Origin of the sequence: Chitinophaga sp. (genome assembly GCF_036569125.1) — a bacterium.
In the GTDB taxonomy this organism is placed as follows: Bacteria; Bacteroidota; Bacteroidia; order Chitinophagales; family Chitinophagaceae; genus Chitinophaga.
Genome location: NZ_DATCRF010000631.1, coordinates 1 through 21,936, shown reverse-complemented (window position 1 = coordinate 21,936; position 21,936 = coordinate 1). Strand labels below are relative to the sequence as shown.

Sequence of the window (21,936 nt, the reverse complement as noted above, 5' to 3'; positions counted from 1 at the left end):
CACTGGTTTAGCTTTAAGATCATTTCATGTACCACACCGGCGCCTGAATTATCAAAGTAACCGCCATCTACAAAATAGCTGTCGTGTATGCGGCCGGCAGGGCTTATGTATGGAAAGCGCGCACCTAATACTACTGCAGTGCTCAGGCGCATATCTTCCCCGGGTTGCAACAGGCTTAACACATCTATCCGCTTGCCAAAGATGGTAGAATCAATGTTAATGTTGCTTACTACACCGGGCGCGCCATCCTGCATGCGGGTGGTGTTAATACATAATATGGGTAAGGTGTAGGCGCTATCCTGCTGCCGGGTTACAAGCGCCGACATTCTTTGCTCAAATGCCTTGCGCATGATCACAGAATCCGGCGCGGCGTTTTCAATGGCATATTCCAGCGCTGCAGCACGGTCATACACAAAAGGAAAAGGGAATACAGGACGGAACAGGTCCGGCCCCATCATACGCGCAAGGGTATATGTTAAAAAATCGGATTTCAGATAATCCTGCGCTTCGCCTAACAGCGTACGCTGCCTGCGGTAAATGCTGTCGCGTTTTTGCAGTAAAGCAAAGAAGGTGCTGTTACCTACACTGCCGCCGGATGCGCCGGAAAGGCAAAGCAGGTGTTTTGAGAACTGGCTGTTGGAGCCTTCTTCCAGGCGGCTGAGCACCGCGGCAGTCCAGTAGCCGGAGCGGGAGGCGCCCCCATCTGCCAGCACAAAAAATACCGGGTAAATACTATCGCGCTGTATAATGGCCTGCCGCTGCTGCACCCAATTAATAAAATATTCCTGCAGGTGCTGCCGCTTATCAAACAGCTGGGTATTGTTTTCACGGTCTTTTATAATACGTGCATAGTGCGGCTCAAATATAAAACCAATGATCACCAGCAGCACAATATATACCACTGTTACATTAATGCCTGATAGCATGGACGACAGCGAGATGATATTGAAGAAACCCAGCAGCACGCCCAAAGCCAGCAAGGCAAAGGGAAAGCTGCCAATAAGGTTGGCGAAAGGCAGGTAAAAAATAGCGGTAAAATAACAGATGGTGGCCAGTACGGAAATAACATTGAAAATTACAAACAGCAGCGCTTCCTCTGCCGTTCTGGACCTGTTGTTATTTTTTTTATGATTGTTCCACACGGTTTTAAGCACGCGTACAAACAAGGGGTTCGTCCACCGGTTGCTGCGCAGCACCAGCTTGCTGCGGTTATTTACCAGGAACAGGGCGGCATATTGCATCCAGGTAATGCCTGCCACCAGGGAAGCTACTGTATTCAGCCACCCGCATAATACAATAGCCACAAAAATAGATACCAGCAGCACAGTACAAACGAGCATTAATTTTTTGCGTTTGCGCAGTGTATTACCCCAGCGGATCATTAAATAGCTGATGCCAATATATAATAACAGGTACAGGCCCAGCAGCGCCCATAACCAGCTGCCCAGCGGGCCTATGCCCACAGGGCATTGCAAAATGGCCAGCGCAGTAACCGCAAAACATAAATAGCCCAGTATCCTCGGCAGGTGTGAAATAAGCTGCCGCGATAGCCAGCCTTTAAAACAGCCGTACTGCAGATCTTTACGGTAAGCAACTATACGGCCGGAGTACCAGTTTACATAAGCCCAGAAGAACAGCATAAGTAAAACCACCATACCGCTCCACCTTGTTTCGGTAGCCTTTACAATAATATCTATACCCTGCGGAAGCCGCCAGAAACACCAGGCTGCCAGCATCAGTAATATAATAGCCGCTGCAAATACAGAGAACAGGCGCAGGTAAACGGTGAATTGGCGCAGGCAATGTATGGCCTTTCTGTAAAGTGATAGTAACATACCTGAAGGCTTTGGATATGACAATCAGTTATTCCCTCCGCTCAAATTAGGCAACAAATTTTAAAAACGGGAGTGCTTGTTTCCGGAACAGCCGCATACAGTTATTCACTTCCAATTGCAAATTGACCTAATTTTGCAGCGTTTATGGAAAAAAGCACACTGCAGCAGCACCGTCCTGTAGCCATCTGGTTATATACAGGCGTAGGCATGATCATTATACAGGTATTACTGGGCGGCATTACCCGCCTTACCGGTTCGGGCTTGTCTATTACAGAGTGGAAGCCCATTCTGGGCGCCCTGCCGCCTATGAATGAACAAGCCTGGCAGGCTGCTTTTGATAAATACAAGGAAATTGCGCAGTTCACCTATGTGAACAGCCATTTCACCTTATCTGACTTTAAGGCCATTTATTTCTGGGAATGGCTGCATCGCGACTGGGCCCGGCTGATGGGTATTGTGTTCGCAGTGCCGTTCATTTATTTCCTTATAAAAAAGAAGATAGACAGGAGCATGGTAAATCCCATGATCATCCTGTTCCTGCTGGGGGCCCTGCAGGGCGCTATTGGCTGGATCATGGTAAAGAGCGGTTTGAATGAGGAGAATTTGTACGTGAGCCACATTCGCCTGGCCGCACATTTCATTGCAGCGCTGCTGCTGTTATGTTATGTGCTGTGGTTTGCGCTGAAGATCAGCACACCGGCAACGGCTATACTTTATTCCCCTTCCCTGCGCAGGTTAAATGCCTGGCTGCTGGTATTATTAACCCTGCAGCTGATCTATGGCGCATTTATGGCAGGCCTGCACGCCGCATTGGCTGCCAGCACCTGGCCGGATATTAACGGCATGTGGTGGCCCGCCGGTATGCAGCAGGGCGGTTTCCTGGAAAGCATAACGCAGAACCATATTACCGTGCAATTCATTCACCGGGGCCTGGCTTACCTGATAGCTATTGGCGTGGCCATTTGGTGGTGGAATGCCGCTAAAACACCGGTTTACAGCCGTTTGCACCGTATTCGTTACCTGCCTTTGCTGCTGGTATTGTTACAGGTATTATTAGGGGTATTAACGGTAATGGGCAGCGTGGTGAAGATTCCGCTGCTGCTGGCTGTACTGCACCAGTTCACCGGCATGTTATTATTACTGGCATTGGTATGGACCCTGTTCTTAAGTAGTGGAAAACCGGCGCTTACAGGTAAGCCTGTTCACTCATAACATACCACTATTTTTTCGTAAGTTTATCTGCAATTGGTTTGGGGAAGAAACGGACCCGCTAAATACCAAACGGACGTTTCACTTGACCATGAGGACATCAAACTACTTCAAGTGAAATTGAAACTACTGCTGGTTAAAACTTACTACTCCTTCCCTATACAGCTGCTGTTGCTGCACTTTCGCAAGTACCAGGTGTTGCTTATTTTCTGGGCAATTTTTTTCAGTACCATTAACGGTGGTTTTGCCAAAGTATTTGGGGGCGATGCATTGTACCTGGCGCCGGAATACCTGGGTAATGTAAATTTTTACAGTACCACCCTTTTGGGCCTGGCTACCGGCTTTTTCATTATGAGCTGGAACATTACCACCTTTATACTGCATACCAGCCGTTTTAAATTCCTGGCCACTACCTCCCAGCCGTTTTTCCGTTATTGCTTAAATAATTCAATTATCCCGCTTACATTTCTCATATGCCTGCTGGTGCGGGGCTGGCAGTACCAGCGCTACCAGCAGCTAAGCACTGTACCGGAAATATTGCTGCTGGCAGAGGGTTTTATTTGCGGGGTATTGTTCGTGATCTTTTTCTCGTTCTTTTACTTTTTTAATGCCGATAAGAACATTAGCCGCCGCCTGGAGCGCCGCTTTGGCAACCCACGTAATTTTTTGAGGACGGTGCTGAAACCCGGTCAGGAGCATGATGAAAACGCGCTGCCCGTGCACAACTATTTTTCTTCCCCCTTCAGGATCCGCCGCGCCCGGAATGTGGATCACTATAATAAACATTACCTGGACAGCATTTTAAAGCAGCACCATTTTGCCGCCATGATCACCGTAGGCTGCGCCCTGGTATGCCTGGTGATACTGGCTTTTTTAATGGATTACAATGTTTGCCGGATCCCTGCCGGCGCCAGTGTAATGGTGTTCTTTGCCTTTTTGATAGGCATAGCCGGCGCTTACGCCTACCTGCTGCAAACCTGGGCCATACCGGTTTTGCTGGTAATGATGTTCGTGCTGAACTGGATGACGGTGAATAACCTGCTGGATAACCGCAATAAAGCCTATGGCTTAAACTACCGGCAGCCCAAAGAACGGCCGGCGTATGATGTAAACAGCCTGCAGCAGTTTTTTTCAGAGCAGCGGGCCAGGAAGGATAAGGATAGCACCCTTAAAATACTGGAACAATGGAAGGCTAAATTTCCGCCCGGTAAAAAGCCCCGGCTGGTTGTAATGAACTTCAGCGGCGGCGGCATACGGGCCGCCACCTGGTCAATGAACGTGCTGCAACGCCTGGATACGCTTACCCATGGCTCCCTCATGGACCATACCATGCTGCTCACCGGCGCTTCTGGGGGTATGATGGGCGCCTCTTACTACCGGGAGCTTTACCACCTGAAACGGCAGGGCAAGCCCGTAAATATCCAGGACACTGCCTACACGGAACGCATTTCCCGCGACCTGCTGAACTCTGTTTTTTCCGCGCTGGCAGTAAATGATTTTATCACGCCTTTCCGCTCTTTTAAAATAGGCGCCAACCGCTACGCCAAAGACCGTGGCTATGCCTTTGAAATGCAGCTGAATGATAATACGGATCATGTGCTGGAGAAAACCATACGGGATTACCAGCTGCCGGAAAAGCGGGCCATTATACCCATGCTGATCTGGAATGCCACTATTAATGCAGATGGCCGCCGCCTGTTAATTTCCCCGCAACCCATTAGCTATTTATGCGCGCCGGAGTATAAATACCCTACCCGCGCAGTACGGGATGTGGATGGGGTGGACTTTACCCAGTATTTTGCAGCCCAGCATGCCATGGACCTGCGCGTTACCAGCGCCATACGTATGTGCGCTACATTTCCCTATGTGCTGCCCAATGTATTCCTGCCCAGTGATCCCATTGTGGATGTAATGGATGCCGGCATCCGCGATAATTTTGGGCAGGAAACCAACCTGCGCTTTTTATATACCTTCCGGGAGTGGATAAACGAAAACACCAGCGGGGTAGTGTACATACAGGTGCGCGATACCCGTAAGAACGACATACGCCCCATAGAAAAAACAAAAACGCTGAGCAACCTCATTTTTGACCCGCTGTTCACCATGCAGCAGCACTGGAGCGCCATGCAGGACTTTGAGCAGGATAACCAGGTGAATTATATGGAAGGATATTTTCCCGAAAAATTCCACCGCATCATTTTCCAGTATGTGCCGCAGAAGGAAGATAAGGCGGCCGCTCTTAGCTGGCACCTGACCTCCCGTGAAAAGATGGATATTGCCGGCGCCCTGGATAATACCGCCAACCAGGCTTCATTTGATTATGTGCTGAAGCTGATGAAATGATGTGCAGATGTGCAGATATGCAAATGTGCAGATGAAAGGAATGTGCTGATATGCTAATGTGTTAATGTGCTGGTATTTGTTGCTTACTCCTTCAGGAACGCTTGCAATGCAGTTATAAATTGCTCATAAGCCTCAACATGCGGCAAATGGCCAACACCATCAATGGGTACCAGCCTGGCATGCGGTATTCTTTCAGCGGCGCTTTTACCCAGCTCGGGGTAATTACCTAAAGTTTTACGAACCTCCTCCGGCGCGCTGGCTTTGCCCAGGGCAGTACGGTCGCGCTGGCCAATGATCAGCAGGGTAGGAGCCTGAATGTGCTCAAATTCATAATACACCGGCTGGGTAAAGATCATATCGTAGGTAAGCGCTGCATTCCAGGCTACCCGCGGGTAATCAGGCCCCTGGGTCCAGCTGGCCAGCAGCCGTGCCCATTTTTCATAAGCGGGTTTCCACTGCCCGGCATAATAATTATCCAGCTGGTATTGTTTGATCTTTTCATAATCCTGCTTTAATTCAGACTGGTACCACTTATCCACGGATTGATAGGGCACTTTTACCTTCCAGTCTTCCAGGCCAATGGGATTTTCCAGGATCAGCTTTTCCGTTAGCTCCGGGAACATCAATGCAAAACGTACAGCTACCATGCCACCCATAGAATGTCCCAGTACCGCAGTTTTGGTGATGTGAAGGGTATCCAGTACGGCTTTTGTATTTTGCGCCAGCAGCTGAAAGCTGTATTGCAGGTGGGCCGGTTTGGCTGATTTGCCAAAGCCTATTTGATCAGGGATTATAACGCGGTAGCCGTTCTTGCGCAGGTCTGCCGCGGTACTGTCCCAATAGGCGCCGCAAAAGTTCTTGCCATGCAGCAGCATTACCACCTTCCCGTTGGGCTGGGCGGGCTGCACATCCATATAGGCCATTTTCAGGTGCTGGCCCTGTATGTTTAAGGTAATATAATGAACCGGGTAAGGGTAATTGTAGCGGGAAAGGGTAGCGTCCTGCGGGGGAATGGTTTGGGCTTGCATGATACCGGTAAAGTAACATAATAAGGATGCTAAGAGGTAATATTTTTTGAAGTGCATGGGAATATTTTTAACAGTTGGTAGGTTAGTACAAAACTGATGCCCGTGCAAAGAACAAAGATATTACCGGCCGCAGCCCTGCAACCTCCTCATAATCATAGTATTCAATTATAATATAAACATTAACATCTTGATCACATTTATTTAAAGCACTTTCCCCCATTCTTTCCACATATTTTAGTACCTTTGCGCCTTCGTTTACACAGACGGCCTTAATGCCCCTGTAAATTTCTATAGCACAAGACTTATATGAATATCCGTAACATAGCTATTATTGCGCACGTAGACCACGGTAAAACCACCCTGGTAGACAAGATCCTCCATCAGACCAACGTTTTCCGGGCCAACCAGGAAACCGGTGACCTGATCATGGACAGTAACGACCTGGAAAGGGAACGTGGGATCACCATCTTCAGTAAAAACGCTTCTGTAGAGTACAAAGGCACCAAGATCAATGTAATTGATACACCGGGCCACGCCGACTTTGGCGGTGAGGTAGAGCGTGTACTGAAAATGGCCGACGGTGTAATTCTGCTGGTGGACGCCTTTGAAGGCCCCATGCCGCAAACCCGTTTCGTGCTGCAAAAAGCCCTGCAACTGAACCTGAAACCCATTGTGGTTATTAATAAGGTAGATAAACCTAACTGCCGCCCGGATGAAGTACACGATGCTGTATTTGATCTGTTCTTTAACCTGGATGCAACGGAAGAGCAGCTGAACTTCCCCACCTTCTATGGTTCCGGTAAGAACGGCTGGTTTAATAATTCCCTGACCCAATGTGAAGATATTACCCCGCTGCTGGATGGTATCCTGGAATTTGTTCCGGAACCTAAAATAGCCGAAGGTACCCTGCAGCTGCAGATCACCTCCCTGGATTACTCTTCCTTCCTGGGCCGTATTGCCGTAGGTAAAGTAACCCGCGGCACCATTAAAGAAAACCAGCCCATTTCCCTGGTGCAGGCAGATGGTATTAAAAAGACCCGCGTACGCGAGCTGTACATCTTTGAATCCCTGGGTAAGAAGAAAGTAACAGAAGTGCTGCCGGGCGATATTTGCGCCGTAGTAGGTATTGAAGATTTCAACATTGGCGATACCATTGCCGATTTTGAAAACCCGGAAGCATTACCGGTGATCAGTGTGGATGAGCCTACCATGAACATGCAGTTTGGTATTAACAACTCACCCTTCTTTGGTAAGGATGGTAAGTTTGTGACCAGCCGCCACCTGCGCGACCGTTTAATGAAGGAAACAGAAAAGAACCTGGCCCTGCGTGTACAGGATACAGATAGTGCAGATACCTTCATGGTATTTGGCCGCGGTATCTTACACTTAGGCGTGTTGATAGAAACCATGCGCCGCGAAGGTTATGAGCTTACTGTGGGCCAGCCCAAAGTAATTGTGAAAACCATCGACGGTAAAAAGCATGAGCCGTATGAAACCCTGGTGGTAGATGTTCCGCAGGAATTTGCCAGTAAAGTAATTGACCTGGTAACCCGCCGTAAAGGTGAGATGCTGATCATGGAAACCAAAGGCGACATGCAGCACCTGGAATTTGAAATCCCTTCCCGTGGTTTGATAGGCTTACGTACCCAGATGCTGACCGCTACTGCCGGTGAAGCTGTAATGGCGCACCGTTTTAACGATTATAAACCCTGGAAAGGCCCCATCCCCGGCCGTAACAACGGTGTGCTGATTGCCAAGGAAGCCGGTTCTACCACCGCTTACTCCCTGGATAAATTGCAGGACCGTGGCTTTTTCTTCGTAGATCCGGGAGAAGAAGTGTACAAAGGCATGATCATTGGCGAAAACAACAAACCCGGCGACCTGGTAGTCAACCCGAATGAAGGTAAAAAGCTTACCAACATGCGCGCCAGCGGTACAGACGGTGCTGCCAACATTGCACCCAAAACGCTGATGACACTGGAAGAGTGTATGGAATACATTCAGCACGATGAGTGTATAGAAGTAACGCCCAACATTATCCGTATGCGTAAAACCATCCTGGATGAAGAAGAGCGTAAGAAGTTCCAGAAAACAATGAAAACAGAAGAAGTAGGATAATAATCCACTGACGATAGTGAACGGTCCGCTGCCTGTAGGCTGTGGACCGTTTTCATTTTACAGGAACTTGGTAAGCCTTCGTTTACCAGCAGGCTGTTTTCCATTTTATATATCCCTGCGCACCAGGCCGTGGACTATGGTCCATGGTCCTTTTTTCTACCTTTACCCCATGAACCAACAGCTACCTATGTTCCCGGAGGAACCATCCTCCCATCATATTCCGCTAAAAAACGGGCTGCTGGAATATTACCCTCAATTTTTTTCAGCCGGGGAAGCAGATACCTTATTCCAGGAGCTCACACAGGGCATCCTCTGGAAACAGGAATCCATGAAAATGTACGGGAAAGCAATACTGTTTCCCCGCCTCATGGCCTGGCATGGAGATGCCGGCAGCGCCTATGCTTTTTCCGGTACCACTTATACGCCGGAACCCTGGACCCCGCCGCTGCTGCAGATCAAAGAGAAAATAGAACCGCTCGCCGGCGTGCATTTTAACAGCGTGCTGTTAAACCTGTACCGTAATGGTAAAGACGCCATGGGCTGGCATGCGGATGATGAGCCGGAGCTGGGCATGAACCCGGTGATTGCATCGGTGAATTTTGGCGCTGCCCGCCGTTTTATGCTGCGGTATAAACAGGATCATACCCTGAAGTATGAGCTGGAGCTGCAGCATGGCTCCCTGCTGCTGATGAAGGGAACCCTGCAGCATTACTGGCAGCACCAGGTGCCCAAAACCGCGCGGCCGCTTCCTTCCCGTATAAATCTTACCTTTCGTGTTATTAATCCCTGAACGCAAATACCCTGCAATGCGCACACGTACCTTCAGATCAGTAATAAAACCATATTCCTATGCAACACCCCATTTTACTGGTCGGTAACGACATCAACAACATTTCCCGGGGGCAGAGCTGGAAAGACCTGCTGCAGGAGATCCTTACCTTTTGCGGAACGAATTGTGTACAGCTGGATGATAAAAAACCCTTCCCGCTATTGTATGAAGAGATCTTCCTTACTGCCATTCAGCAGTCACACATCCGGGAGCGTGACCTGAAAGGATTTATTGCCAAAAAGATCGGCGATATTACCCCTAATGAGCTGCATGCCCGCATACGTGAGCTGGAGCCTGCGCACGTGCTTACTACCAATTACGAATACACGCTGGAAGGCAGCACGCCGGAACGGCACAGCAGCCTGATAAAGGAGCGCACCTTCAGCATTTTCCGTAAGTACACGCTGCATAATACAGAGTACTGGCATATACACGGTGATTGTTTGAATCCTATGAGCATTAACCTGGGCTTTGAACATTACGGCGGGCAGCTGCAGCAAATGCGTAACTACGTGGTGTCCGGCACTACCTACAGCAGCCCGCAGGCGCCCCGGCTGCCGCTGTTACAGCGTTTGAAGCATGGGCCGGTAAGCACCTACTCCTGGCTGGACCTGTTCTTTACAAAGGATATACATATCCTGGGCCTGTCATTGGATTTTGTGGAAACAGACCTCTGGTGGCTGCTCACTTACCGCGCCCGGCAAAAGTTCCAGCGCAATACCATACCAGTGCATAATAAGCTGTACTACTATATTCCATCGGAGTTTGAAAAGGCCGCTGCCTTTAAGCTGGATATGCTGAAAGCCAATGATGTGCAGATCGTATCCATCAGCGCGGCTAATAAAACCGCGTATTATGTAGAGGTGCTGAAGCGCATTGAAAAATTGTAGTTTAGTCCATGGCCGATGGTCCATAGTCCATTGCATAGTGCGCGGTATAAGCTGCACAGAAAAAAGCAGGTTATCTATGATTCATAGCACAAAACGTACTATGAAGATGAAGAAAGCTGTAAACCACGTGTAACCAACCACCACGCTAAAGGCAATGGACCATCGACTTGGACTACTATGGACCAATTTTTGTACCTTCCACCACACCAAAAACCTGTCTGTATGCTTACAAAACTGATCCTTTCTGCAACCGTAGTGTTGTTAGCAAATACGTGTAATAACAAAACCGCCACAGAGAAAGAACAACAGGATACTACTGTAACCGCTGCCCCCTCCCAGCAGGCGCCCGCTGCCGATAAACCGGATCCCTGGTCCTTCATTCAGAAAAAAAGATGGAACCTTATACAGCTGGATGGCACTACCCTGGAACAATCCGGCATATGGCTGGACTTCGATACCGCACAAAAACGCTTTTCCGGCAATGGCGGCTGTAACCGGGTAGGCGGTAATTATGATGCAGATAACCAGCAGATCAAATTTAACCAGGTAATAAGCACCCGCATGGCCTGTGTTGACCAGGCAGCCAATGAAAGGGAAAGCAGCTTCCTGCGCCTTCTCAGTGATCATACCTACACCTTTGACATTGCAGATCAAACCCTGAACCTGTACGACAGTGGCAAGGTGGTGCTGATGTTTGGAATGACGGATAAACCGGTGGCTACAGACCGCCAATAACACTTCTTATGTTACAGCAAGATGTACAGGCATATAAGCAGCTGCTGGAAGCAGGCAATACCATTGCCGTTATAGAACAATACTATGATGATAACATTTACCAGCAGGAAAATGATGAAGAAACCATCCGCGGTAAACAGCGCCTGTTAAGCCTGGAACAGCAAAGCCTGGAAAAGATAGATCAGCTGGTGATACGTGTGCCCACACTGGTGGTGGATGAGGCGCAGCAAATAGTGATGGGGGAAATGATGATCACCTTTTATCATAAAACAGAAGGCCTGAAGTTTTTGAAGGAAGCCTTTCTGCAGCATTGGGAAAATGGGAAGATCGTGAAGCAGCAGTTCTATTATCGTGCTATCCGCGGCGCAGCGGGGCCGGGCAACAACCCTAAACAAGCGAAAGATCCATCATAAAAAAAATGTAAAAGTAAATGCAGCCTGGATGTTGGGGTTAACAATAGCTGCATGCTACTTTTACATTTTCAATTGCTTAGGGGCGCAAAGCCTCTGCCAGCGTGGCTGCAATAGCATACTGCACATATGCTATGTTAGAGGTTTGCTCTTTTACCTTTACGGTAACCGGCAGCTTACCCTGCACATCGCCCGGCACTTTTACGATCAGCCGCTGCGGGGTGGCGCTTACCACACTGGCATCTTTAACGCCAATGATCACCTTGTTTTCAGCCGCTTTACGGCTAAAACCCTTGCCACTAATGGCTAAAAAGGTGCTGGTGCTGCCATGGGGAATTACCGTAACAGATATATTACTAACGGCCTGGGTGTTAACATCGCAGCTGCACAACCAGCACATACAAGCGGCCATAAGGGCCAGCATCACTACTTTACCTTTCATAATCACAGATTTTTTTATTGGGGTTATCTAAAACGGATGCAAAGCTACGGCAATGTAACGAATTGATAATGCGTATTATTACGGAACTTTGTTAAATACGTAGTATTACCTGCAATGCAAAGGCCCACCGGTTGTGCGGTGGGCCCTGGTTTCAGCGGATCTGCTGCTTTTTTATTTCATGAGCTTAAGCTCGCTGATAATGTTGGAAGCCCCGCCCAGCTTATCAATACACCACAGCACATAACGGATGTCTACGCAAATGGTGCGGTTATATACCTGGTCAAACTGGATCTTATGGCTCAGCGCTTCATAGTTTCCGTCAAAGGCCAGGCCTATCAGCTCCCCGCTGGCATTCAGCACCGGTGAGCCGGAATTGCCGCCGGTGATATCGTTGGTGGTAATAAAACATACAACCATATCATTCCGCTTCTGGTCTTTGTAGGGGCCAAAATCCTTTTGCTTATACAGGTCCATGTATTTTTCCGGCAGGTCAAATTCATAGTCGCCGGGTTTATATTTTTCCAGCACTCCTTTCATGGTGCATACATAATCGTATTGAATAGCATCCTGCGGGCTGTAAGGCTTTACCTGTCCGTAAGTGAGGCGCATGGTAAAGTTGGCGTCGGGATACCATTTTTTTGCCGGTTGCATTTCCATTACGCCTTTCAGGTACAGGCGGCCCAGGTCGCCGTTCTTCAGCATAAACTGGTTATACAGTGGCAGGTAACGGGTAGCGTAATTTTTGGTGAATGCGCTGGCATAAGCAAAGGCCGGGTCTGTTTGCAGGGTGGCAGCATCGGGGTGAGCTACAAAATCCGCCCACTTATCATCATTCATAATAATGGTGCTCTTCATCACCGCAGCGGCCCACATGCGATAGGTATTATCATCATCCAGGCTGCCGAATTTGGCTTTTATCGCATCATAAAGCCCAACAGGGTGCTGGGCCTGCGGAATATCGGTGTAAAACTTATGACACACTGCAGCCATGATCTGCTGATCGCTGCGTTTATCCTCATCTTCCAGGAAAGCGCTGCGGGCCTTATCTGCCGCCTGTAAGCTTTTCTGTAACATTTCCGGCTGTATGTCGGGCTGCGTGAGCAACCGTTCCACACTCTGCAGGCTGGCCGCAAAAGCCGTGAGGCGCGATCCTAAAATGCCTTCGTTAATGTATATACGGTGTTTGGTATAAGGCGCCCATTCTTTGTAGGCGTTGGCATAGTCGCTGAACAGGTGCTGGTACTGGGGTTTATCTTTAGCCCATTCCTGGAAAGCTGCTTCTTCTGCCTGCTTATCTTCCAGCACATGGTATTTCAGCAGCTGTTTGGTTTCCCCGTCATAAAACTTCCAGTAGTTGGCAATGCCGGCGTAGGAAGCCGCCATTTTCAGTTTAACGGCCGGATCTTTTTTCATCTGCTCAAACATATATTTGAGCCGGATATCCCGCAGGCCTACAATAGCCGGATTTTCTACAGTTGTTTTCAGCTGTACGCCGTAGGAGGTTTCGTACCGGTTGGTGCCGCCGGGGTAGCCGAATACCATGGCGTAATCATTTTCCTTTACGCCTTTAATGGATACCGGTAAAAAGTATTTGGGTTTCAACGGCACATTATCGGCTGCATATTCTGCGGGGGCGCCGTTCTTATCCGTATACACGCGGAATACGGAGAAATCGCCGGTATGGCGGGGCCATTCCCAGTTGTCGGTATCGCCGCCATACTTACCCACACTTTCCGGCGGGGCAGCCACCAGCCGTATATCTTTATAGCGCTGGTATATGAACAGCAGGTACTGGTTGCCTTTGAACATGGGCACCACTTTGGCTTCATAGCCGGTGCCATTGGTAGCGGCATTCACAATGTTATTGAACAGTTGTTGCTGCCGTTGCTGCCGTTCTTCACCAACCAGGTTTTGCAGGGTATCGGTTACCTGTTTGCTAACATCTTCCACTTTTACCAGGAACTGTACGGAGAGTTTGCCGGCTGGGATCTCTTCCTGCTTGTTATGGGCGTAAAACCCGTTCTTCAGGTAATTATGCGCCATGGAGCTGGCGTTGGCAATAGCGTCGTACCCGCAATGGTGGTTGGTAAATATAAGTCCCTGGCTGCTTACGATCTCACCGGTGCAGCCACCGCCGAAAATAATGATCGCATCTTTCAGGGAGGCTTTATTAATACTGTATAATTGCTCTTTGGTCAGTTTCAGCCCTTTCTTCACCATATCCGCATACACCTGCTGTCCCAGTAAATAGGGTAGCCACATCCCCTCATCTGCCCTGGCGCATTGCATGGCCAGCAGCAGGGTCAAAACCAATAAGGCTCTCTTCATAAAACGTCCATAATTTTTTAAAACAGGGTTCAAACCTACCTTTTTTTTTGATAATACAATATACGTAGCGGGCGGTTCCAAAAAATGGAACGCCTTTTGATAGGGGGAAAATTGTCCGGCCTGGTGGCCGGATTGTACTGTTTGTATATCGTTGAAAATGGGGATGCCCGCAAAACTAATACCTGAAAATGAATAAGTTACTGATAGGATGTATGCTAATGGCCTTGCTGGCCTGCCGGGAGAACAGCGCCCAGCAGGAAAAGAAGGAGGAAATGAAGGAGGGCATTGAAAAGATCGGGAATGATATAAAGGAAACAGCCCATGCCGCCGCCGATTATCTCGAAGAACAAAAGAAAAAGGCGGCAGACGACCTGGAAGAGCGCAAAAGGGAGATCGATGAAAAAATGGCAACGCTGAAAAGCGACAGCACCAGCCGGGGTGCAGAGGCGCGTAAAAAACTGAACGGTTTGCGGAATGATATCAACAGCAAGCTGCATGACCTGAAAAATGCAAGCGCTGCAACCTGGGACAGCACCCAGCTGAAAATTGATACTTTGCTGAAAAAATCAGATAAGGAGTGGACTAATTTCAAACAGGACTTTAAGGACCTGTTCCAGTAAAATTACGGCGTCATAAAATAGTTTTATAACTTTACCGGGATCAAATTTTTGCGCTTGTTACTGATTAATCATCAACATATACAACCGGAGGCAGGTTGCGACGAAGCAGGCCGGGGATGCCTTGCAGGGCCTGTATTTGCAGCGGCTGTAATATTGCCTTTGCGCTTCAGGCACCCGTTGTTGAATGATTCCAAGCAGCTAAAACCGGCAGAACGTGATCAGCTGCGTTATGTGATAGAAAAGGAAGCCGCTTTTTATGCCGTAGCAAGCGTAGATAACACAGAAATAGACAGGATCAACATACTGCAGGCCTCTTTCAAGGCCATGCACCTGGCACTGGAACAATTGTCCCAACAGCCGGGATTTATTCTGGTAGATGGTAACCGCTTTGTACCCTATGGACAGGTACCGCATGCATGTATTATACAGGGCGATGGAATTTATGCTTCCATTGCTGCGGCCTCCATACTGGCTAAAACCTACCGCGATGAGTATATGCAGCAATTGCATGCACAGTACCCGCATTTTGGATGGAATGAGAACAAAGGCTATCCAACCCTGCATCATCGTAAAGCCATCCGGGAACATGGCGAAACTCCCTACCACCGTAAATCATTCAGGTTATTGCCGGAGGAGCTGGAAGTAAATGAAGATCTGTGATGGAGTAATGATATTATTGTTTTACCCTGTATTTGGGAGATGAGTAGACTATGTTAAAGCAGACACAACAGCAAAAGCTATTACAAAAACTTTCACCCCAGCAAATTCAGCTCATGAAATTGCTGCAGGTACCTACTGCCAACCTGGATGAACGCATCAAGGAGGAGCTGGAGGAAAATCCTGCGCTGGAATACGGGGAAGAAGAAGGCCATGAAGATGATCCTGCAAAGGAGATACAGGAAGAGCTGGCGCCCGCCACCACTGCTGAAGAAGGCGGGGAGGAGGATGAGTTTGAGCCGGATGGCAGCGAGAATGAGTACGACAATATTGATATTTCAGAATACGTAAATGAAGGCGATGACGATATAGCGGATTACCGCCTGCGTGATGATAACTACCCGGACCCGGATGAAAATAAGACCATACCGGTACGGGTGGAAACCTCTTTTCACGAGCATTTACTGAGCCAGCTGGGTATGCTGGAGCTGGACGATCACCAGCAGAGCATTGCAGAGCAGATCATTGGCAGCATTGATGATGATGGTTACCTGCGCCGCGAAATAAGCGCTATTGTGGATGATCTTTCCTTTTCCCAGAACGTTCAGACGGATGAAGAGGAAATAAGGATGCTCATTAAAAAGATCCAGGAATTTGATCCTCCCGGCGTATGCTGCGCTGACCTGAAGGAATGCCTGCTGCTGCAGCTGAAACGCAAACCGCAGGATGATGAAGGGGTGCAAACCGCCTACCAGATCCTGGATAACTACTTTGACGAATTTACCAAGAAGCACTACGAAAAGATCCAGAAGGGCCTGAACCTGACAGATGAAGGGCTGAAAGAAGCCATTAACCAGATCATACGCCTTACCCCCAAACCCGGTGGTAACTATGCCACGGTAAATAAGGCGGAAAGCTACGTGGTGCCCGACTTCTTTATATTCAACAACAATGGTAAGCTGGAGCTTACGCTGAACTCCAAGAACGCACCGGACCTGCGTATATCTGAAGGGTACCGTGAAATGCTGAAGGAGTATGACCGGGGCGATAAAAAAGACCGCCGGCAGAAAGAAGCGGTGCTGTTCATCAAACAAAAGATAGATGCCGCGAAATGGTTTATAGATGCCATTAAGCAACGGCAGCATACCCTGCTCTCTACCATGGAAAGCATTATGGATTATCAGCGGGAGTTTTTTATGACCGGGGATGAAACCACTATGAAGCCCATGATCCTGAAGGATATTGCAGATATTACCCAGCTGGATATCTCTACCGTAAGCCGGGTGGCCAACAGTAAATATGTGCAAACGGAGTTCGGTACCTTTAAGCTCAAGTTCTTCTTCAGCGAATCCTTATCTACCGACAGCGGGGAGGAAGTATCTACCCGCGAGGTTAAGAAAATACTCTCTGACCTTATTGAAGGGGAGAACAAGCGTAAACCGCTGAGCGACGAGAACCTTACTAAAATGCTGCAGGATAAAGGGTATAACATAGCCCGCCGTACCGTAGCCAAGTACCGGGAACAGCTGAATATTCCGGTAGCCCGGTTAAGAAAAGAACTTTAAATCAGGAGAAAGGTGAAGAAGTCTTCACCTTTCACTTTATACACCACAGATAAAATGAATAAAGAATCTGCCCTGCATGTGAGTGAAAGCAAACCCGAATGGCCGGTATTCCCGGCAGCTATGCGGGCCGTGGCACAGGTGCTCTCCTATATCCTGCATCCCTTATTTATACCTACCCTTGTTACCTTTTTTATCGTACAGGCATTACCGGAATATTTTGTTACGTTCAAACAATACAGCGTGCGTTTTCCATATGATAAGCTGTATTTCCGGGTGATCAGCATCAGCCTGTTCTTTCCGTTGCTGACCGTGCTGCTTTCCCGCGCGCTGCATTTTGTAGATTCTTTTTACCTGCGCTCCCAGCGCGACCGTATTATACCCTACATCGCCAGTATCATTTATTATTTCTGGGCCTTTTATACGTTTGTACGGGAAGGGGTGGCGCCTTCTTTTTTCAATGCCTTTTTCCTGGGTATATTCCTGGCCGTTATAGCGGCTTTCATCTGTAATATCTTTGTTAAGATCAGCATGCACACCCTGGGATGGGGCGGTGTTATTGGCTTTTTACTGGCCATTATGGTAGGGATGGATATAAACGTTACCATTCCGCTGGTGATCACCTTTTTTATAGCCGGCCTGGTAGCTACCGCCCGCCTGGTGCTGGCCGCCCACAGCCCGGCAGAGATCTATGCCGGGTTCTTTGTAGGGATCCTTGCACAATTCATAGCCTATTCTATTCTCGGGTAAAAATTAGTTTTAAACACATTTTTTCACTGCGCATATTCACTGCGTGCAGGCATTGCATCTTTGTATGGCAATTGAGCGGGGACGGAAATGAGAGGGGAATGAAAAGATTGCTACTGTATTTAGTATTTCAATTGAAATGCTAAATTTTTTAGGAAAATTGAAAATTAGATCATAACTTAGCACACCATTAAATTTGTAAAAAAACACTTACTATATGTCTACAGCCAATGCAGAAAAATTGAAGGCGCTCCGCCTCACCATGGACAAGATCGAGAAAGATTTTGGTAAAGGATCAGTGATGATGATGGGTGAGAAAGGTACAGAACCTATGGAGGTAATATCTACCGGCTCACTGGGTTTGGATATTGCCCTGGGTATAGGCGGCTTTCCCAAAGGCAGGATCATAGAAATATACGGTCCGGAATCTTCCGGTAAAACAACCGTTGCTATACATACTATTGCAGAAGCCCAGAAAAAGGGTGGTATCTGCGCCATTATAGATGCGGAACACGCATTTGACAGCTCTTACGCACAAAGACTGGGGGTAGATGTAGATTCCCTGCTGATCTCCCAGCCTGACCATGGTGAGCAGGCCCTGGAAATTGCCGACCGTCTGATCTTATCCGGCGCGGTAGATGTGGTGGTAATTGACTCCGTAGCAGCCCTGGTACCCAAAGGGGAGCTGGAAGGTGAAATGGGTGAAAGCAAAATGGGCTTACAGGCCCGCTTGATGTCCCAGGCCCTGCGTAAGCTCACCGCTACTATTTCCAAAACCAACTGCTGCTGCATATTCATTAACCAGCTGCGTGAAAAAATAGGCGTAATGTTCGGTAACCCCGAAACCACTACCGGTGGTAACGCCCTGAAGTTCTATGCTTCTGTGCGCCTGGATATCCGCCGTATGACGCAGATAAAGGATGGGGATACCGCTATCGGTAACCGCGTAAAAGTAAAGGTGGTGAAGAACAAAGTAGCGCCGCCCTTCCGCCAGGCAGAGTTTGACATTGTTTTCGGAGAAGGTATCTCCAAATCAGGTGAGCTGATCGATATGGGCGTGGAGTATGGCGTAATACAGAAAAGCGGTAGCTGGTTCAGCTACGAAGGTAATAAGCTGGGTCAGGGCCGTGATGCGGTAAAACAGCTGCTGCTGGATAACCCGGAAGTTGCCGCCGAAGTAGAGGTGAAGATCAAAGCCAAGCTTGCAGAATTGCAACAATAATATTTAAGCGTGAATTGCTTTAATAGCAGCTCGTAACTAAGGTATTTAACAGATTAATTGTATTAAAGACTTGTTTTAGTTTTAGTTATAAGCATTGGGTTAGTTAGTAATTAATCATCCCTGCCCATTTCTGGGCGGGGATTTTTTTGCAAAAAACCACTGCCCGCAACCGCCTCCTCCAACGCACCCCAAATCCCGCTCAAATCAGCCACGCTGCGCTATTTCAGCAGTGTGTAACATCGTAAAATTTATATCGGATTACACTACAATTTATGAGCTTAATTTTTTATATTAGAATACGGTGTATTACCCTGTTAGCCGATGAACATTTGCTTCTGGAACCTCAATAACCAGGATTTGACGGATTTGCTGTATGATCTGGTAGAAGAACAAAATATTGATCTCCTATTTCTGGCTGAATGCAACCTGAAACCGGGGGATGTACTACGTAAATTAAACCGCAGCAACAATGCCTTTTACTTTTGCGCAGGCATTAACTGTGATAAGATCCAGATCTATACAAGATTTAAAGATTCTTTGCTGGGATTGTTATCAGAAACAAGACGTATAACCGCCAGAGATTTATATTCGCCCGTTTTGAACAATAGCATAACTTTGTTGTGTTTACACCTGCCAAGTAAAGTGAACTGGACGGGGGACGATCAGGCGGCATATTTGCTGGGTGTAAAATCCTTTATTGATAGTGTAGAAAGTTTGGTTGGACATAAGCGAACAGTCGTGTTTGGCGATTTTAATATGCACCCCTTTGAACATGGATTGGTGCAGAATACGGGTTTTCATACCACGATGGAAAAAGCGATCGCAAAACGGCTGTCGAGAAAAGTGGATGGGATCGATTATGATTTCTTTTATAACCCGATGTGGAGTTTTCTGGGAGATCTCGGAAGGGGGGAAGTATCGGGAACGCATTACTATAGTCCGGCAAAACCGATCAGCTATCATTGGAACTTGTTTGACCAGGTGATCATGCGGCCTGAGCTGATTGATTACTTTGATGATGACTATTTAGATATTATAACGGCAATAAAGGGAACCCGCCTTTTAACAAAAGCTGGTATCATTGATGCGAAACATTTTTCGGATCACCTGCCGATTAAATTTGCTTATAAACTCTAAAATATTTTCAATATGCGTGAAGCTGCTCCCAATCTATGGCCGGAGGACATTTTGGAAAAAAAGATCACACTGCCTAAGGCACTCTTGCTGGACCAGGCAAACTATCTGTCAAAAATGAGTAACAACATTCTGACAGTTGAAATAAAAACATCTCCCGCGCTGATGGGCACTGATGGCAAAGAGGCGCTCACGACAAACGGATTGCGGCACGAGTTCATTATAAAAGTTCCGGCACTGGGTAATTACCAGTTCCCTTTATTGTGGATCATACATGGCAGCTTACAGGTTTACCCCTTTCAACTTTATTCTATACTGGAAGAGACCTTCTATGAAATCTCAGATGAAGAGCACTTTAAAAGCGTATTGGCAAAGGTATTTTCTTTTGAGAAAACCAGGAACGCCATCAGCTATATTATGTCGCAGGTGTAATTAGCCTTTTTCATTGCCGGCTACGGGCTTCATATCCTTCCAGGCCCACAGGTAGCGGCTGGCATAAGTGCGGTAAGGGCTCCATTTGGCGGATATTTGCAGTAAGCGCTGGCGCAGCGCCTTCTTATCTGAAGTATCCAGGCGGTATAACTTTATCATGCTTTGCTGCAGCCCAAGGTCATCCACCGCAAACACATCTTCCCGTCCCAGGTAAAACATTAACAGCATCTCCACAGTCCAGCGGCCTACCCCTTTTATCTGCGTTAAATAAGCAAGCACTTCTTCATTACTCATCTGCTGCAATTTCTGATCGGTAAGCTTTTCCTCAACGGTAAAGCGGGCTACATTATGCACGTAGCTTACTTTGGCATTGCTAAGCCCTATGCTGCGCAGTGTAGCCGCGGGCGTATCCAGCACCTGCTGCGGCGTGGGTTCCTTACCACCATACAGCGCCAGGAAACGGTTATAGATCACGGTAGCTACTTTGGTAGAAAGCTGCTGGCTCATGATAGAGGCTATGAGGCGCAGGGCTATATTTTTTCGTACAGGCACTGCCGGTAGCAGCTCCGTCATAATAGTGAGCAGCTTTTTATCCTTGCTGAGATGGGGATGGTATAGCGCATTAGCATCCTGCAAAGGAGGCGCAGGAATAGTGGCCGGTTTGGCCGCGGTTTTCGCAGAAGATGTTTTGGCTTTCACTGCTTTTGATGCAGCTGCTTTAGCGGAAACAGCCTTGCTGGCGGCTGCTTTGGGCGCAGTACGTTGTGTCGCGCCTTTTGTAGCTGAACCTTTTGAGGTTGATGATTTGGCTGTTGTTACTTTAGCTTTGGGCATACTTTTTAATTTGAAGTAAGAAGTATGACATTAATACGACTTAAAACGGCTGCGCATATATTACCTGCATCAGCGTTTGCCCTACGGCCTGCAAGGTACGGCGGTCTATTACGCTCATATTATCATTCTGTGTGTGCCAGTGTGGTGCAAAGTTGCCGTTAGGCTGCAAAGCAATAATATCAAAGGTAGGAATATTGGCAATGGTGTTCACATACACATGATCGTCGGTAATGGCGGCGCCATTGCTTTCATAGCGGAAAAAGTCAGAGTAGCCCAGCTTGTTGGCTACATCCCAGAAAGCCTTCATAGGGCCCAGGGCATATTGCTGGGAAGCGGCTTCCATAAAGAACTGTGTGCCGCGGCCGCCTACCATATCCAGTAAAATACCATAGTTGGCTTTATAACCCGGTACATGCGGGTGTTTGGCCCAGTACTGGGTACCCAGGCAATAGCTGTTCTCTTCCTCGCTTACACCGTAATCTTCCACATCCGTCATCAGCAGGTCTACCCCAATGTTCGGTTTTTGCTGGTGGAATTGGCGGGCCAGCTCCAGCAGTACGG

At 48.0% G+C, this 21,936-nt stretch carries 20 protein-coding genes; 14 read left to right on the top strand and 6 right to left on the bottom strand.

What is annotated here, in order from left to right:
- Positions 1-1,835, bottom strand: a 1,835-nt coding sequence (locus VIM87_RS23690; RefSeq protein WP_331999406.1) for a patatin-like phospholipase family protein, incomplete at its 3' end; no start/stop codon positions are given.
- Between the two features lie 144 nt (positions 1,836-1,979).
- On the opposite strand from VIM87_RS23690, the gene VIM87_RS23685 reads away from it, so the two are divergent.
- Positions 1,980-3,047 carry a COX15/CtaA family protein gene (locus VIM87_RS23685; protein ID WP_331999405.1) on the top strand — a complete coding sequence of 356 codons (1,068 nt, stop codon included), beginning with the start codon at positions 1,980-1,982 and terminating at the stop codon, positions 3,045-3,047.
- A 111-nt stretch (positions 3,048-3,158) separates the two neighbouring features.
- A complete protein-coding gene (locus VIM87_RS23680) occupies positions 3,159-5,387 on the top strand; it encodes a patatin-like phospholipase family protein (protein WP_331999404.1) in 2,229 nt (742 codons plus the stop codon).
- 83 nt (positions 5,388-5,470) lie between these two features.
- Here the strand turns inward: VIM87_RS23680 and VIM87_RS23675 are convergent, their stop codons facing one another.
- A complete protein-coding gene (locus tag VIM87_RS23675) occupies positions 5,471-6,472 on the bottom strand; it encodes an alpha/beta hydrolase (protein ID WP_331999403.1) in 1,002 nt (333 codons plus the stop codon).
- Positions 6,473-6,721: 249 nt separating this feature from the next.
- Between VIM87_RS23675 and typA the strand changes: the two genes are divergently transcribed.
- The 5 genes from typA (at position 6,722) to VIM87_RS23650 (ending at position 11,400) form a co-directional block, all read left to right on the top strand.
- A complete protein-coding gene (gene typA, locus VIM87_RS23670; protein ID WP_331999402.1) occupies positions 6,722-8,533 on the top strand; it encodes a translational GTPase TypA in 1,812 nt (603 codons plus the stop codon).
- Positions 8,534-8,702: 169 nt separating this feature from the next.
- Entirely contained in the window at positions 8,703-9,323 is a 621-nt protein-coding gene (locus VIM87_RS23665; protein WP_331999401.1) for an alpha-ketoglutarate-dependent dioxygenase AlkB, read from the top strand.
- Positions 9,324-9,382: 59 nt separating this feature from the next.
- Positions 9,383-10,252: a hypothetical protein gene (locus VIM87_RS23660; protein WP_331999400.1), complete on the top strand. Its 870-nt coding sequence runs from the start codon at positions 9,383-9,385 to the stop codon at positions 10,250-10,252.
- Between the two features lie 222 nt (positions 10,253-10,474).
- Positions 10,475-10,987, top strand: coding sequence for an META domain-containing protein (locus tag VIM87_RS23655; RefSeq protein WP_331999399.1), 513 nt, complete (start codon positions 10,475-10,477; stop codon positions 10,985-10,987).
- An 8-nt stretch (positions 10,988-10,995) separates the two neighbouring features.
- Complete coding sequence (locus VIM87_RS23650) at positions 10,996-11,400, top strand: hypothetical protein (protein ID WP_331999398.1); 405 nt, start codon at positions 10,996-10,998, stop codon at positions 11,398-11,400.
- Positions 11,401-11,476: 76 nt separating this feature from the next.
- On the opposite strand, the gene VIM87_RS23645 is transcribed toward VIM87_RS23650, so the two are convergent.
- Complete coding sequence (locus VIM87_RS23645) at positions 11,477-11,839, bottom strand: IPT/TIG domain-containing protein (RefSeq protein WP_331999397.1); 363 nt, start codon at positions 11,837-11,839, stop codon at positions 11,477-11,479.
- Positions 11,840-12,010: 171 nt separating this feature from the next.
- Positions 12,011-14,167 carry a S46 family peptidase gene (locus tag VIM87_RS23640; protein WP_331999396.1) on the bottom strand — a complete coding sequence of 719 codons (2,157 nt, stop codon included), beginning with the start codon at positions 14,165-14,167 and terminating at the stop codon, positions 12,011-12,013.
- Between the two features lie 188 nt (positions 14,168-14,355).
- On the opposite strand from VIM87_RS23640, the gene VIM87_RS23635 reads away from it, so the two are divergent.
- From VIM87_RS23635 to VIM87_RS23605, 7 genes are all read left to right on the top strand, one after another.
- Positions 14,356-14,787: a hypothetical protein gene (locus VIM87_RS23635; RefSeq protein ID WP_331999395.1), complete on the top strand. Its 432-nt coding sequence runs from the start codon at positions 14,356-14,358 to the stop codon at positions 14,785-14,787.
- 54 nt (positions 14,788-14,841) lie between these two features.
- Positions 14,842-15,447: a ribonuclease HII gene (locus VIM87_RS23630; RefSeq protein WP_331999394.1), complete on the top strand. Its 606-nt coding sequence runs from the start codon at positions 14,842-14,844 to the stop codon at positions 15,445-15,447.
- A 113-nt stretch (positions 15,448-15,560) separates the two neighbouring features.
- Complete coding sequence (gene rpoN / locus VIM87_RS23625) at positions 15,561-17,009, top strand: RNA polymerase factor sigma-54 (RefSeq protein WP_414649666.1); 1,449 nt, start codon at positions 15,561-15,563, stop codon at positions 17,007-17,009.
- Between the two features lie 12 nt (positions 17,010-17,021).
- Entirely contained in the window at positions 17,022-17,756 is a 735-nt protein-coding gene (locus VIM87_RS23620) for a hypothetical protein (protein ID WP_331999392.1), read from the top strand.
- A 214-nt stretch (positions 17,757-17,970) separates the two neighbouring features.
- On the top strand, positions 17,971-18,975 hold the full coding sequence (gene recA, locus VIM87_RS23615; protein WP_331999391.1) for a recombinase RecA: 1,005 nt from the start codon (positions 17,971-17,973) through the stop codon (positions 18,973-18,975).
- A gap of 357 nt (positions 18,976-19,332) precedes the next feature.
- A complete protein-coding gene (locus VIM87_RS23610; RefSeq protein ID WP_331999390.1) occupies positions 19,333-20,112 on the top strand; it encodes a hypothetical protein in 780 nt (259 codons plus the stop codon).
- Positions 20,113-20,124: 12 nt separating this feature from the next.
- Positions 20,125-20,541 carry a hypothetical protein gene (locus VIM87_RS23605; RefSeq protein WP_331999389.1) on the top strand — a complete coding sequence of 139 codons (417 nt, stop codon included), beginning with the start codon at positions 20,125-20,127 and terminating at the stop codon, positions 20,539-20,541.
- Here the strand turns inward: VIM87_RS23605 and VIM87_RS23600 are convergent, their stop codons facing one another.
- The gene (locus VIM87_RS23600) at positions 20,542-21,375 is read right to left on the bottom strand and encodes a DNA-3-methyladenine glycosylase 2 family protein (RefSeq protein WP_331999388.1); all 834 of its coding nucleotides are present in this window, start codon (positions 21,373-21,375) and stop codon (positions 20,542-20,544) included.
- 40 nt (positions 21,376-21,415) lie between these two features.
- A partial coding sequence (locus VIM87_RS23595; RefSeq protein WP_331999387.1) for a M28 family peptidase occupies positions 21,416-21,936 on the bottom strand: 521 nt, incomplete at its 5' end.

What these genes read in the sequence shown, in the direction of transcription:
- VIM87_RS23685 (WP_331999405.1), top strand. Translation starts at nt 1,980, where the DNA reads ATGGAAAAAAGCACACTGCAGCAGCACCGTCCTGTAGCCATCTGGTTA.
- VIM87_RS23675 (WP_331999403.1), bottom strand. Translation starts at nt 6,472, where the DNA reads ATGCACTTCAAAAAATATTACCTCTTAGCATCCTTATTATGTTACTTT.
- typA (WP_331999402.1), top strand. Translation starts at nt 6,722, where the DNA reads ATGAATATCCGTAACATAGCTATTATTGCGCACGTAGACCACGGTAAA.
- VIM87_RS23665 (WP_331999401.1), top strand. Translation starts at nt 8,703, where the DNA reads ATGAACCAACAGCTACCTATGTTCCCGGAGGAACCATCCTCCCATCAT.
- VIM87_RS23660 (WP_331999400.1), top strand. Translation starts at nt 9,383, where the DNA reads ATGCAACACCCCATTTTACTGGTCGGTAACGACATCAACAACATTTCC.
- VIM87_RS23655 (WP_331999399.1), top strand. Translation starts at nt 10,475, where the DNA reads ATGCTTACAAAACTGATCCTTTCTGCAACCGTAGTGTTGTTAGCAAAT.
- VIM87_RS23650 (WP_331999398.1), top strand. Translation starts at nt 10,996, where the DNA reads ATGTTACAGCAAGATGTACAGGCATATAAGCAGCTGCTGGAAGCAGGC.
- VIM87_RS23645 (WP_331999397.1), bottom strand. Translation starts at nt 11,839, where the DNA reads ATGAAAGGTAAAGTAGTGATGCTGGCCCTTATGGCCGCTTGTATGTGC.
- VIM87_RS23640 (WP_331999396.1), bottom strand. Translation starts at nt 14,167, where the DNA reads ATGAAGAGAGCCTTATTGGTTTTGACCCTGCTGCTGGCCATGCAATGC.
- VIM87_RS23635 (WP_331999395.1), top strand. Translation starts at nt 14,356, where the DNA reads ATGAATAAGTTACTGATAGGATGTATGCTAATGGCCTTGCTGGCCTGC.
- rpoN (WP_414649666.1), top strand. Translation starts at nt 15,561, where the DNA reads ATGAAATTGCTGCAGGTACCTACTGCCAACCTGGATGAACGCATCAAG.
- recA (WP_331999391.1), top strand. Translation starts at nt 17,971, where the DNA reads ATGTCTACAGCCAATGCAGAAAAATTGAAGGCGCTCCGCCTCACCATG.
- VIM87_RS23605 (WP_331999389.1), top strand. Translation starts at nt 20,125, where the DNA reads ATGCGTGAAGCTGCTCCCAATCTATGGCCGGAGGACATTTTGGAAAAA.
- VIM87_RS23600 (WP_331999388.1), bottom strand. Translation starts at nt 21,375, where the DNA reads ATGCCCAAAGCTAAAGTAACAACAGCCAAATCATCAACCTCAAAAGGT.